Below are 12,745 nucleotides of genomic sequence, written 5' to 3'. Positions count from 1 at the left end.
AATAGATAGCAGTACGACCGCCTGCTCCGACTACTTCGGGGCAGGCGGTTCTTTATAGTTTGATGCGGTAGCGCTGTGTGTTCGGTTGTTCTGCCACATCGGTGAGGGTTCGCTCCAGGCTGGTGATGCGGATGCCCGGGGCGAGCACGGTGGTATCGGTAGGCAGGTGCAGCTCCCCGTGGTGCACGGTGTAGTCTTTGGCGCGGGTACGGTGGTAGCAGTAGACGTGCACCGTCTCGGGCAGGCTTTCTAGGGGCAGCCCATGGAGCAGGGCGGCTGTCTGGTGGGAGAAGATAATTCCGGGGTAGGACGCCGCCAGGGCCAGCACCCGGGCCAGGTAAACTTCTTCCGGCGTGAGGCTATCCCAGTCGGTGCGGTGCAGGTAGAAACCGCGTGCTACCCGCCGGTAGAGCCCCCTCGCTATTGCGGCCTCAAGCCGGTAACGGCTAGGGTAGCGGACGGTGAGTTGCTGGCAGGTGAGTAGTTTCTGGTTGAGTTCTTCTAGCTGAGTCATGCCACTAGGCTAGAAAACCAGGGGCTGACCAGTACAGGCAGGGGCAGCCTGTGGATAACCTTGCAAGCACCCCACCCCCATGTTTTCCAGGCAAACCCGGGGTGCGGGCGTCCGCACCTCCCCGAAAACGGTGCAGCCGTGACGCGACTATGACGCCCGGCAAGCGATATCCACAGGGCAGCTTCACCGGCTAGCTCCGCTTTTCAGGCAAGAAAAAAGCTCCGGCCACTAGGTTTTACCCTAGTGGCCGGAGCCTTATCTGTCGGGTTGACAGGATTTGAACCTGCGACCCCTTGACCCCCAGTCAAGTGCGCTACCAAGCTGCGCCACAACCCGATTGCCTCTCGTGAACTTTGCCGTTCCCTTGAGCACTCGTATAACTATACACACCTCTTTGAGAGAGTGCAAAATCGAAAACCAGGTTTTTAGGGCTTTTTTGGAGCGTTTTAGGTCACACTTCAACTAGGCCGGTGTTAGCGGCGTCCGCCCTTACCTGACTTACCGCTCTGGCGCTCCCCCAGGCTACGACGCTCACGCACGCGCATGGTGATGTCGATGGGGGTGCCGGTGAAGTCGAAGGTTTCACGCAGGCGGCGGGCGATGAAGCGGCGGTAGCCGGGATCGAGGAAGCCGGTGGTGAAGAGAACGAACTTGGGCGGGCGGGAGGACACCTGGGTGCCGAAGAGGATACGGGGCTGCTTACCGCCACGCAGGGGGTGGGGGTGGGCTGCCACGATTTCGCCCAGGAAGGCGTTCAGGCGGCCGGTGGGGATGCGGGAGTCCCAGGATTCCAGGGAGTGTTCCAGGGCGGGAACCAGCTTGTCCTTGTGCCAGCCGGTCTTCGCTGAGATGTTGACGCGAGGCGCCCACTTCACGTGAGCCAGGTCGCGCTCAATCTCGCGTTCGAGCATTTCGCGGCGGTCTTCGTCGAGGGTGTCCCACTTGTTGAAGGCCAGAACCATCGCACGGCCGGCGTCCACAGCCATCTGCACGATACGGACGTCCTGCTCGCTCAGGGGCTCAGAAACATCCAGGAGTACCACAGCGACCTCGGCACGTTCAATAGCGGTCTGGGTACGCAGGGAGGCATAGAAGTCTGCGCCCTTGGCCATGTGCTGGCGGCGGCGGATACCTGCGGTATCAACAAAGCGCCAGGGGCGGCCACCCAGTTCGACGATTTCATCCACGGGGTCGCGGGTAGTGCCCGCCAGGTCGTTGACCACGGCGCGTTCTTCACCTGCCAGCTTGTTGAGCAGGGAGGACTTACCCACATTGGGGCGGCCGATCAGGGCGATACGGCGGGGGCCACCCAGGGCTTCGGGCTCGGCGTACTGGGAGTGCTCGGGCATAACCTCGAGCAGGGCATCGAGCAGGTCGGCCAGGCCGCGGCCGTGCAGACCAGAGACCGGGTAGGGCTGACCCATACCCAGTGACCAGAGGGCGTGGACTTCGGGTTCCTGGTGGGCATCGTCAATCTTGTTGGCGATTAGCAGGATGGGCTTGTCGATACGACGCAGCATACGCACAATCGCCTCGTCGGTTGCGGAGATACCGACCAGAGCGTCAACGACCAGCAGCACGACGTCCGCGTGGGCTACAGCGATTTCAGCCTGGGCAGCTACCTGGGCGTCGATACCCTTAGCGTCGGCTTCCCAACCGCCGGTATCGACCAGGGTGAAGTCCTTACCTGCCCATTCGGCCTTGTAGGAGACGCGGTCGCGGGTCACGCCGGGCTTATCTTCAACCACGGCTTCGCGGCGGCCCAGGATTCGGTTGATGATGGTGGACTTACCGACATTGGGGCGGCCGACGATGGCGACCACGGGGTCAGCTTCACGGTTGTCGTCCTCGTCAGTGTCGTAGCCCCAGGATGCCAGAAGCGCGCGGTCTTCTTCGTCCAAGTCGTAGTCTTCCAGGCCAGCGAGCAGGGCTTCTGCGCGCTGGTTGGCGGTTTCGTCGTCAATTTCGGCCAGGCGGTCCGATACGTCATCGTCGCCGCCACCGAGGAACTTGACCTCGTAGTCGTCGTGGGGGGTGAGTTCGTCGCTCATGGGCGATACCTCCTGTGGTGGTTTCCGGCGGGTGCCGGTGCGTTGGTAGATAAGTTTAGTTCACGGTGGGGCGGACGCCTACGCGGCCTACCGGTTAGCGCTTGAGTTGGCCTTCGACGGCTTCGATGACCGCTGCGATGGTTTCTTCAAAGTTGAGCTCTGATGAGTCGACCAGGGCTACGCCTTCGGCTGCTTCGGTAAAACTGGTGACCTTGGAGTCTTTAGCGTCGCGGGCTGAGACCTGGGCTGCGAGCTGCTCGGAGTTCTGGGTACCGCCCAGTTGCAGGCCTCGGCGGGCAAGGCGCACTTCTTCGCTGGCGGTGAGCAGGACGCGGGCGTCGGCATCGGGGGCAACGACGGTGGTGATATCGCGTCCTTCTGCCACCATGCCGGTCTTGGCGCGGGCGATGAAGTCCCGCTGCAGGTCGATGAGAATCTGGCGGACCTCCATATTCGAGGCAACTGCAGAGACCGCCTCAGAGATGCGGGGTTCGCGGATAGCCTCGCGCACGTCCACTCCCCCAACTTCGATGACCTCTTCGTCGGGGCTGGTGCCCTGCACGTAGGGGAAGCTGCGGGCAGCAGAAACTAAGGCTGCGGCGTCCGCGGTGTCTACCCGAGTATCTAGACAGTACCAGGTCAGGGCGCGGTACATAGCGCCGGTGTCCAGGTATTCGAGCCCGTAGTGGCGGGCCACGGCCTTAGAGACCGAGGACTTGCCGGAGCCAGAAGGGCCGTCAATGGCAATCACGATCTTGTCAGACATAGTTTTCTTCCTTACTTGACGACCTTCCAGCCGCGGCTGGTGAGGTCTTCGATGAGTTTTTCGTGTTCGTTGGGGTTGACCGAAATTTCGGCCATACCCACCTGGGCACCGGGTGAGTGCTCTAGGCGCAGGTCCTCCAGGTTGACGCCGAGTTCGCCGATTTCAACCAGCAGGCGAGCCAGGGTGCCGGGGGTATCGTCCACCAGCACGGTCAGCTGGGCAAAGGCGGACGGTGAGCCGCCGTGCTTGCCGGGTATGCGGGCCACGCCCGAGTTACCCTCGCTCATCAGCTGGGCGATATCAAGGCGGGCTCCGGCTGCGGTGGGGGCTTCCAGGGTGCTGATGAGGCGCTCTAGGTCCTCGCGCACCCCGTAAAGGGTTTGTACGACGGGCTTCGCGTTTGCCGAAAGAATCTGCACCCACAGCCCGGGGTCTGAGGCCGCGATACGGGTGGTATCGCGCAGTCCCTGCCCGGCCAGGCCGAGCGCATAGAGGGGAGTGTCCTGCAGGCGGGAGGCCAGCAGAGAGCTCATTACCTGGGGAACGTGGGAAATCAGGGCGACGGTACGGTCGTGCTCTTCCACATCCATATGGGTGATAGTTGAGCCCAGTTCAGTTGCTAGCTGCTGGGCGACCTTCACCAGTTCGGGGCGCACCGTCTCGTGGTTGCACAGCACCCAGGGGCGGGCGGAAAACAACTCGCCACGGGCGGCCACGGGTCCAGACTTTTCACGCCCGGCCATGGGGTGGGTGCCCAGGTAGCGGCTCACATCGGCCCCTGCTTCCCGCACCGCGCTCAAGATACCCGACTTCACCGAGGCTATGTCGATGACAAAGGACGCCGGGTAGTCGGCGAGCGCGCGCACCACCAGGTCGGCGGTGACGTCCGGGGGTGCCGCCACGACGACCAGCTGGGGGGCAAGTTCCAGCTGGTCGGGAGCGTCCTGCCCCTCTTTCCCCTGCCATTCGTGGGCTAGGGCCCGCAGGGAGGTGCCGGCACCGATATCTTCGGCGACGGCTTCGGTGGTGGGTGAGATATCGGAGATGTAGACCGTGTAGCCGCGGTGGCTCAGGCCCAGCCCGATGGAGGCACCCAGCAGGCCCGCGCCAATCACCAGGACGGGGCCGTGCAGGTGGGAGTCGTAGACGGTGGGTGAACCGCTCATTACATGCCTACCGAGGCCAGCAGCTTACCGATTTCGACCTTGGACAGGTTGCGGACGGTGCCCTGCTTCTGGGAGCCGATGTGAATGGGGCCCATTTCGACACGCACGAGCTTCTCGACGGGGTAGCCGACGTGCTCGAACATGCGGCGGATGATGCGGTTCTTGCCGGAGTGGATGGTGACCTCAACGAGAACGTGGCCGGGGGTTGAGTCAACCAGCTTGAACTCGTCAACGCGGGTGACGCCGTCCTCCAGGCGCAGGCCCTTCTTCATGGCTGCACCGATGCCGGGTTCCATGGGGCCGGGTACCTGCACCAGGTAGGTCTTGGGTACTTCGTAGGAGGGGTGGGTCAGACGGTTGGCCAGTTCACCGTCGTTGGTCAGCAGCAACAGGCCTTCGGTTTCAACGTCCAGGCGGCCCACGTGGAAGACGCGTTCGGTCATGGATGAGCGCAGGAAGTTGGAGATGTTGGGGCGGCCGTCGGGGTCGTCCATGGCTGAGACGACGCCGGCGGGCTTGTTCAGCACCATGTAGACCAGCTTGTCGTTGGTCTGGATGGTCATGCCGTCGACCTGGATGGTGACCTGGTCGGGGTTAACGCGTACGCCAAGTTCGGTCACGAGGACGTCGTTGACGGTCACGCGGCCCTCTTCAATCATTTCTTCGCAGACGCGGCGGGAGGCCACACCGGCGGAGGCCATGATTTTCTGCAGGCGGACGCCCTCGTGGTCGTAGAAGGGGTAGTGGTCGACGGGGGCGTTCTTGGGGCGGCGCGGACGGTGGGGGCCAAAGTTCTTGGAGCCGCGGTTAGCGGGGCGGAACTCGCCCATTTCCTTAGCGAAGGGCTGGCCTGAGCGGAACTTGGGGCCCTTACCGGTACCGGCCTTGCGGGGGCCGCCGGGGGCGCCGGGCTTAGCGCCCTTGTTACCGGCGAAACCTGAACGGCCGGAGCCGCCCTTACCTGCTCCGCCCTTGCCAGCGCCGGCAAAACCCTTGCCGCCGCGTCCGGCACCTGCTTTGCCTGCTCCGGGTCGGCCGCCGTGTCCTGCGTTACCTCGTGAATTGTTTCCGTATGCCATATCTTTTATCTCTTTCCTCTGTGTCGTAGTTTCTGGTGATGCCGCAGCTAGCGTGTGCGTTAGCTGGGGTCATCCAAGTCTAGGGTGGTGGTGCTGCCCACCTCGTGGGGGTCGGGTAGGTAGGGGGCCAGGGCGGGAAGCTCGTCAAGGGAGTTCAGCCCCAGCTTTTCCAGCAGGGTGTCGGTGGTGATGTACTGGGTGGCCCCGGTTTCATCGGGAACGGTCTCGGTAATGAGGCCGCGCTGTAGGAGGTTGCGCACCGCCGCGTCTGCCGAGACCCCGCGCACCTGGGCGATATAGGCCCTGGTGGCCGGTTGCTGATAGGCAATGACGGCCAGGGTTTCGAGGGCTGCCTTGGTGAGTTTGACGGTTTGGGAGCCCACCACGAACCGGCTGACCCAGGGTGAAAAATCAGCCCGGGAGTAGAGCCGCCAGCCACCTGCCACCTGGCGGAGCTCAAAGCCGCGGGGCTCGTGGGTGCCGGTGGCGTCGTCGTAGCCGTCGTAGTCGCGCATCAGCTCGTCGAGGGCGGTTTCAATGGCCCGCTCTGAGACAATTAGGGCCGCCGCGAACTCGCGGACGCTCACCGGCACATCGGCTACCGCTAGGATCGCCTCGATAGCGGCTTTCACACCGCCGGGCTGGAGCTCAACTCGGTTGAGTTCGTGGGCGGACGCCGCCACCTGCGAGGTGGCTTTCGCTGGCTTGGTAGCGGGTTGGGGTGCTACTGGGGAGGTTTCTTCTGGTGCTGGCTCCGGTTCAGCCTCCCAGCTGCCGGAGAGCAGAATCTTGAGGTCTTCGTCGGTGTAGTCGGGGTTCCCGCTCATTCTGTCTCTCCTTCCCGGTTGGTGGATGCTGGGCTTTCAAGTCGCAGGGTTATGGGGCCCAGGGCTTGGCTCTGTTCTACGGCGAGTTTGCCCTCTTTATAGAGTTCTAGCACCGCAAGAAAGCGGACGGCCACGACTTCGCGGCTGGCGGCGTCCGCGCAGGCCTCGGCGAAGCTCAACTGCCCACCGCTCTCCCCAAGCTTGGCCAGTAGCGTCGCTTCTTCGGCTGCGATGGTGGTGGCCGGGGTGTAGATGTGGCCGGTGTCGATATGCTCGGGGTCCGGCTCGATATCGGGGTCTTCGTGCAGGCGCAGGGCGCGGGCGGCTATCTCAGCAAATGCCTGCGGGGTCAGGTCAAAGACCAGCTCGGGTAGTACCTTGGTGAAGGCCGGTTCGAGGGCTACGGTGCGGGAAAAGCGCTGGTTTTCTGCGGTGAAGCGCTCTTCGAGCACACTTGCCACCTCGCGGTAGGCCCGGTACTGAAGCAGGCGGGCAAAGAGCAGGTCGCGGGCTTCAAGCAGGTCGGGGTTGGCGGCAAGAGCTTTGTCGCTGCGCGGGAGCAGTCGCGCTGTTTTGAGTTCGAGCAGGGTGGAAGCGGTGACGAGGAAGTCGCTTGCGGTATTGAGGGCGGCGTCGCTGCCGTCTTCAAGCAGGGGGCGGATGTAGGTGAGAAATTCGTCGGTGACTTCGGCCAGGGCGATATCGGTGATGTCGAGTTTGCGGCGGGAAATCAGGCTGAGCAGCAGGTCGAAGGGGCCTTCGAAGTTGCTCAGGGTGAGCGTAAAGGGCGCGGGGGCGCTCTCGGTAAGTGTGTTCGGTACCGTCACGGCAGCGAGTCTCCTGTGGGTCTTTGAACCAGGATTGGCGGCTTCTCATGAGCCGTTCTTTTACTGTGTTTTAACCATTGTGCCCGCCTGCCCCGAGGTTCTTCAAGGGCAGACGGGCAAAAGTAGCCTAGAGCATAGGGTCAGACGCGCTTAAGGGGCGCCGCCGCGGGAGATCAGCTCGCGGGCCAGCTGACGGTAGGCCTCAGCACCGGGGTGGTTAGAGGCGTACGACAGGATGGGCTCTGCCGATACGGAGGCATCGGGGAATTTGACGGTGCGCTTGATGACGGTGTCGAAGACCTTGTCGCCAAAGGCATCGACGATACGGGCTAGTACCTCTTTTGAGTGCAGAGTGCGGGAGTCGAACATGGTGGCCAGCACGCCGTCGATTTCGAGCTTGGGGTTCAGGCGGTCCTGTACCTTTTCGATGGAATCTACTAGCAGGGCTACCGCGCGCAGGGCGAAGAACTCGCAGATGAGCGGGATGATGACGCCGTGGCTGGCGGTCAGGGCGTTGACGGTGAGCAGGCCCAGGGAGGGCTGGCAGTCAATCAGGATCACGTCGTAGTCGTTTTCGACCTTGCGCAGGGCGCTGGCGAGCACCTGCTCGCGGGCGACTTCGTTGACCAGCTGCACCTCGGCTGCGGAGAGGTCGATGTTGGCGGGTAGCAGGTCGATGTTCTCAAACTCGGTGCCCTGGATAACCTCGCGGATATCGACCTTGCGGTCCATCATGACGTTGTAGACGGTGAGGTCGAGTTCGTGGGGGTTGGCGCCGAAACCGGCGGACAGCGCACCCTGGGGGTCGAAGTCGACGAGCAGGACGCGGCGTCCGGCTTCTGCGAGCGCTGCACCGAGGTTGATGGTGGAGGTGGTTTTTCCGACGCCGCCCTTTTGATTGACCATGGAGATGATGCGGGCGGGCCCGTGGGTGGAGAGGGGGGCGGGGTCGGGGTAGATGCGCAGGGGGCGGCCGGTGGGGCCGAGCTGCTCAGCGCCGGTTTCAGTCACTGTATTTCACCTTTGGTTGGGTTCAAGACTTTTACCTACCAGTTTAGCCGGTGGGTGCAAGTCATCACCTTCTAGTCCATCTCGACGACGATTTTGCCGGGGCCGCCCTTGCCTGCTGCGAGCAGGTCGAGGGCTTCTTCCAGGCTGTCAAAGGGCAGGGTCTGGGCCACCAGGGGCTTGATAGCGCCGGATTCAATGGCGGGAGTGAAAGCTTTGAGCTGTTCGCCGCTGGCCCGCATGAAGAGGAACTTATAGGTCATACCGAGCTTCTTAGCAGCTGCCCGCTCTTTCCGGCTCAGCAGCCACATGACCGGCTTGAGTGCTTTCTTGCCGAGCTGGGTGGCGAAGTCGGCGTCGGGTGCCCCAACCACGGTCACCAGGGTGCTGCCGGGAGCCAGCACCTTCATGGAGCGGGTAGTTTCACCCTTACCCAGGGTATCGAGTACGATGTCGTAGCCCGAGATGTGCTCTTCATAGTTCTGGGTGCGGTAGTCGATGACCGCATCGGAGCCCAGGGTCTTTGCCAGCTCGACGTTCTTGGTGCTGACGGTGGTGGCGACGGTTGCGCCCAGGTGCTTGGCAACCTGAATGGCGATGGAGCCCAGTCCGCCGGTTCCGCCCTGAATGAAGACCTTATCGCCGGGCTTGACGGGGGCCTTTTCGGTGAAGGCCTGAATAGCGGTGAGCAACACAAGGGGCAGGCCAGCAGCTTCGGCGTAGGTCAGGTTGGCAGGCATGGGGGCGACCTGGGCAGCGTCTACAGCGACCTGCTCTGCGAAGCCACCAATGGCGTCAATGGGCAGGCGGGTAAAGACCTTATCCCCCACTGCGTAGCCGGTAACGCCGCTACCGATGGCAAGGACATCCCCGGCGACTTCCTGACCCAAGATGACGGGTAGCTGATAGGGCAACAGGCGCTTCAAGTCACCGCGGGCGATCATGGAGTCGAGCGGGTTAAGGCCTGCGGCGCGGACCCCAATAAGCACCTGGCCGGGCCCGGCGACGGGGGCGGGGACGTCCGCCCACTCAGTAGTGCCACCGTTGGCGTAGGAGGTGAGGGTAAATGCCTTCATGGTGTTCTCTTTCTGATGAGTGATGTTTTTAGGTTTATGCCTTGGATCGGGCAGCTAGGTAGCTGGCCCTGATATCTTCGATGACCTCATCCAGGGTGATTCCTGCCAACTGGTTAGTCATGGCCTGTTCGGCACGGGCGGCGATGGGGTCGAGCACAGCGTTGATGTGCCCCCCTACCGGGCATTCCGGGTTGGCGTTTTGATGGGTGTCAATGTGGATGTTGGGGTTAACGGCTCTGTAGATATCGAGCAGAGTCATTTCGGTTTTTGGCTTACCGAGCTGGTAGTCAAAACTGCCGGGGATGCGGTCGAGTAGGTCTGCTTTTTTGAGCAGGGAAATGATTTTGCGGATGTAGCTGGCATTGGTGCCCGCGCTGGTTGCTATGGCTTCGGAGGTGAGTTTGTCGTCGGTTTCCGAGAGCATGACCAGGGTGTGTATGGCGACCGAGAATTTGGTATCCACAGAACATCCTTTTTGTATTTGTTTTAGGAACAGATACAAATATAGGGCGTGAATCGACACACATCAAATCTTCCCCATCTAACGGGCAGTCAGCGCCCCAAAGAAGACCGCGCCTACCAGCAACATCAGGCTATAGACAGCAGTTCGGTTGGCGTTCTTAATCCTTGTAAGCAGCCCGGTGACAGTATGAGCAAAACCCGGGAAACGGTCCCAGTTTGCCTCGAGTAGCAGGTAGGGTCCAACCAGTCCAACTGTAAAGACGAGATAGGCCAGCACCCATTCAACCGCACTGTGGCTTACCGACGCGAGCAGGCGGCCCACCATATACATCGTTGCCATCGAATTCAGGCCGATAGCCAAATTCAAAAAGCCTTCCAGCGCAGCTTTCCGCGGTGAGAGGTGGGAGTTTTTAACCTTATGTGCTCTTTTGGGGCGGTTTCTACGTACCCAGAACAGGGCAGCCGAAAGTGCAAGCAGCAGGGCAGCGCCGGCGTCAATGCTCTTGCGCACGAGTATTTTGCTCGCATCGCTGTGAACCAGCTGTATCAGGCTTTCTGGATCGACGAAGCGAAAAAGCACAACGAGCGTGGTGGCCCCTGCAACAATCCCACCGCTAATCCAGCGGACGATATGCATTTTGCTGGGGTCGTTGACGAGCGCCAGAAAGGTAATGCTGTAGAGCGAGGGGCTAAAGCCCATCATGAGTCCCAGCCCGAGCAGTGCAGGCGCAGCAGCGAGCAGGGTTGTCATGGCTACCAGTATGACACGGGCAATCAGCCCTACCAGGCTAATCAAGAGGCTTATTCATAAGGAGAGGTGAAGCATGCTAACAGCAAAGCTACTGGCTCGGATGAAGTGAGCGAGTGCGAGCGCGCGAGCACACAAGAGCGAACGAAATCCGCCGCAAGGCGGGGCGCGAGAGTCAGGCTTACGCCTATTCCGCCCGCAAATTATTTTCCTCGCGCGCTCGGAATCTGCTGGGCTCCATCCAGTGTGAGCCTGCGGAACCTCCTATGAATAAGCCTCTATACATGAATTAGCTACGCAACACCTTAGCGATATCGTCCAGTACGCTCATATCTTCGATAGTGGAGGGCACGGTGTGCTGCTCGCCGTCGGCAATCTGGCGCATGGTCTTTCGCAGGATCTTGCCGGAGCGGGTCTTGGGCAGGCCGTCCACAATCTTGACGTCCTTGAAGTCAGCTACCGCACCGATGTCATTACGCACGCTGGCAATAAGCTCAGCAGCCAGCTGCTCTTCGGTGATGTCGGCACCGGCCTTGAGCACCACGTAGCCGGCGGGCCGCTGGCCCTTGAGCTGGTCAGCCACACCAATCACAGCACACTCAGCGACAGCCGGGTGGCCGGCGAGCACCTGCTCCATAGCACCGGTTGAGAGGCGGTGGCCCGATACGTTGATGACGTCGTCTGTGCGCCCCATGACGAAGACGTAGCCGTCCTCATCAATGTAGCCGGAGTCGCCGGTGGTGTAGTAGCCGGGGAAGGCATCAAGGTAGGAGGAAATGTAGCGGTCATCGTTCCCCCAGAGGGTAGGCAGGGTGCCCGGGGGCAGGGGCAGTTTGATGGCAAGGTTGCCCTCTTCTCCGGGACCGACCGGCTCGCCAAACGGGTCGAGCACTTGCAGGTTGTAACCGGGTGAGGGAACAGAGGGTGAGCCGGGCTTCAGCGGCAGGGTTTCCAGACCCCGGGGGTTAGCGGCAATAGCCCAGCCGGTTTCGGTCTGCCACCAGTTATCAATGACGGGAACCCCCAGCTTTTCGGTGGCCCAGTGGTAGGTTTCGGGGTCTAGGCGTTCACCGGCGACGAAGAGCAGCTGTAGGGAGGAAATATCGTAGCCACCGAGTAGCTCAGCTTCAGGGTCAGCCTTGCGGATGGCTCGCAGGGCGGTGGGAGCGGTGAAGAGGGACTTGGCACCGGATTCCTGGATAACGCGCCAGAAGGCACCGGCGTCCGGAGTACCAACAGGCTTACCCTCATACAGAACGGTGGTTGCCCCGGCCAGCAGGGGGCCGTAGACAATATAGGAGTGGCCAACAACCCAGCCCACATCCGAGGCACACCACATCACTTCGCCAGGGCCCACGTTGTAAATATTTTTCATGGTCCAGGTCAACGCCACAGCGTGACCACCGTTATCGCGTACCACACCCTTGGGCGAGCCTGTGGTGCCGGAGGTGTAGAGGATGTAAAGCGGATCGGCTGCCTTCACATCGACCGGTGCGTGAGGCTCAGCGGCATTAACAGCCTGCCCCCAGTCCAGCCAGGTAACGCCGGTGGAGTTCTCTTCAGCCCGGCGCACCGCATCAGATACCGAGTTCTCAAAACCCTCACGCTCGAAGACCAGCACGGTCGCAGGCTTGGTCTGCGATAGCTCAATAGCCTTTTCTACGGCGGGAATGTATTCGATACGGCGCTTGGGTTCCACACCGCCAGAGGCGGTCAGGACGACGGTGGGCGAGCAGTCATTGATACGGCTCGCTAGTTCGTTGGGGGCAAAGCCGCCGAAGACCACCGAGTGCACGGCGCCAAGGCGGGCAACCGCCAGCATGGCCATGGCAGCCTGGGGAATCATGGGCATATAGATGAGCACGCGGTCGCCTTTTTCGACCCCGGCGGATGCGAGCGCCCCGGCAATTTTTTCTACCTCACCTTTGAGTTCCGAGTAGGTGATGTTCTGGCGGGTGCCGAGCATGGCTGAATCGTAGGTGATGGCGGTACGATCGCCGTGGCCGGCTTCTACGTGGCGGTCCACTGCGTTGTAGCAGGTATTGAGAGTGCCGTCGGGGAACCAGCGGTAGAGGGGCGCAGCATCGCTATCGAGGGCGCGGCTTGGTTCGGTAGACCAGGTGATGGCCTGCGCCTGTTCCAACCAGAACTCTTCCTGGTTTTCGATACTACGGGTGTAAGTGTCAGCGTATGTTGCCATGTGGGGTGCTCCTTTGCGGAC

The 12,745-nt window shown here is 61.7% G+C and carries 12 protein-coding genes and 1 tRNA gene; all 13 read right to left on the bottom strand.

The genetic code is table 11. From position 1 onward, the window contains the following. Positions 1 to 52: 52 nt before the first annotated feature. Positions 53 to 514 carry a hypothetical protein gene (locus tag VSX42_RS00145; protein ID WP_326502421.1) on the bottom strand — a complete coding sequence of 154 codons (462 nt, stop codon included), beginning with the start codon at positions 512 to 514 and terminating at the stop codon, positions 53 to 55. 262 nt (positions 515 to 776) lie between these two features. Next, a tRNA-Pro gene (locus VSX42_RS00140) sits at positions 777 to 850 on the bottom strand. Between the two features lie 137 nt (positions 851 to 987). After that, positions 988 to 2,565, bottom strand: a complete 1,578-nt coding sequence (gene der / locus VSX42_RS00135) for a ribosome biogenesis GTPase Der (RefSeq protein WP_326502420.1) — start codon at positions 2,563 to 2,565, stop codon at positions 988 to 990. Between the two features lie 94 nt (positions 2,566 to 2,659). After that, a complete protein-coding gene (cmk, locus tag VSX42_RS00130; protein ID WP_326502419.1) occupies positions 2,660 to 3,331 on the bottom strand; it encodes a (d)CMP kinase in 672 nt (223 codons plus the stop codon). Positions 3,332 to 3,342: 11 nt separating this feature from the next. Then, on the bottom strand, positions 3,343 to 4,497 hold the full coding sequence (locus tag VSX42_RS00125; protein ID WP_326502418.1) for a prephenate dehydrogenase: 1,155 nt from the start codon (positions 4,495 to 4,497) through the stop codon (positions 3,343 to 3,345). Then, entirely contained in the window at positions 4,497 to 5,576 is a 1,080-nt protein-coding gene (locus VSX42_RS00120) for a pseudouridine synthase (protein WP_326502417.1), read from the bottom strand. The genes VSX42_RS00125 and VSX42_RS00120 overlap by 1 nt, the downstream gene beginning before the upstream one ends. A gap of 59 nt (positions 5,577 to 5,635) precedes the next feature. After that, positions 5,636 to 6,403, bottom strand: coding sequence for an SMC-Scp complex subunit ScpB (scpB, locus tag VSX42_RS00115; RefSeq protein WP_326502416.1), 768 nt, complete (start codon positions 6,401 to 6,403; stop codon positions 5,636 to 5,638). Continuing rightward, positions 6,400 to 7,230: a ScpA family protein gene (locus VSX42_RS00110; RefSeq protein ID WP_326502415.1), complete on the bottom strand. Its 831-nt coding sequence runs from the start codon at positions 7,228 to 7,230 to the stop codon at positions 6,400 to 6,402. Before VSX42_RS00110 ends, scpB begins: the two co-directional genes overlap by 4 nt. Positions 7,231 to 7,380: 150 nt before the next feature. Continuing rightward, the gene (locus VSX42_RS00105; protein WP_326502414.1) at positions 7,381 to 8,241 is read right to left on the bottom strand and encodes an AAA family ATPase; all 861 of its coding nucleotides are present in this window, start codon (positions 8,239 to 8,241) and stop codon (positions 7,381 to 7,383) included. A gap of 71 nt (positions 8,242 to 8,312) precedes the next feature. Continuing rightward, positions 8,313 to 9,314, bottom strand: a complete 1,002-nt coding sequence (locus VSX42_RS00100) for an NADP-dependent oxidoreductase (RefSeq protein ID WP_326502413.1) — start codon at positions 9,312 to 9,314, stop codon at positions 8,313 to 8,315. 34 nt (positions 9,315 to 9,348) lie between these two features. After that, the gene (locus VSX42_RS00095; RefSeq protein WP_326502412.1) at positions 9,349 to 9,777 is read right to left on the bottom strand and encodes an Rrf2 family transcriptional regulator; all 429 of its coding nucleotides are present in this window, start codon (positions 9,775 to 9,777) and stop codon (positions 9,349 to 9,351) included. A gap of 78 nt (positions 9,778 to 9,855) precedes the next feature. Further along, a complete protein-coding gene (locus VSX42_RS00090) occupies positions 9,856 to 10,527 on the bottom strand; it encodes a hypothetical protein (RefSeq protein ID WP_326502411.1) in 672 nt (223 codons plus the stop codon). A gap of 286 nt (positions 10,528 to 10,813) precedes the next feature. Further along, positions 10,814 to 12,724 carry a propionyl-CoA synthetase gene (locus VSX42_RS00085; protein WP_326502410.1) on the bottom strand — a complete coding sequence of 637 codons (1,911 nt, stop codon included), beginning with the start codon at positions 12,722 to 12,724 and terminating at the stop codon, positions 10,814 to 10,816. Positions 12,725 to 12,745 lie beyond the last annotated feature (21 nt).

It is taken from the genome of Rothia nasimurium, from assembly GCF_035916755.1.
Lineage (GTDB): Bacteria > Actinomycetota > Actinomycetes > Actinomycetales > Micrococcaceae > Rothia.
Note: the sequence above shows the minus strand (reverse complement) of the source record. Positions and strands in the feature narration are given on the sequence as shown.

Bases quoted from the DNA above. Each gene is read 5' to 3' on its own strand.
- VSX42_RS00145 (WP_326502421.1), bottom strand. From the start codon at position 514: ATGACTCAGCTAGAAGAACTCAACCAGAAACTACTCACCTGCCAGCAA.
- der (WP_326502420.1), bottom strand. From the start codon at position 2,565: ATGAGCGACGAACTCACCCCCCACGACGACTACGAGGTCAAGTTCCTC.
- cmk (WP_326502419.1), bottom strand. From the start codon at position 3,331: ATGTCTGACAAGATCGTGATTGCCATTGACGGCCCTTCTGGCTCCGGC.
- VSX42_RS00125 (WP_326502418.1), bottom strand. From the start codon at position 4,497: ATGAGCGGTTCACCCACCGTCTACGACTCCCACCTGCACGGCCCCGTC.
- VSX42_RS00120 (WP_326502417.1), bottom strand. From the start codon at position 5,576: ATGGCATACGGAAACAATTCACGAGGTAACGCAGGACACGGCGGCCGA.
- scpB (WP_326502416.1), bottom strand. From the start codon at position 6,403: ATGAGCGGGAACCCCGACTACACCGACGAAGACCTCAAGATTCTGCTC.
- VSX42_RS00100 (WP_326502413.1), bottom strand. From the start codon at position 9,314: ATGAAGGCATTTACCCTCACCTCCTACGCCAACGGTGGCACTACTGAG.
- VSX42_RS00090 (WP_326502411.1), bottom strand. From the start codon at position 10,527: ATGACAACCCTGCTCGCTGCTGCGCCTGCACTGCTCGGGCTGGGACTC.
- VSX42_RS00085 (WP_326502410.1), bottom strand. From the start codon at position 12,724: ATGGCAACATACGCTGACACTTACACCCGTAGTATCGAAAACCAGGAA.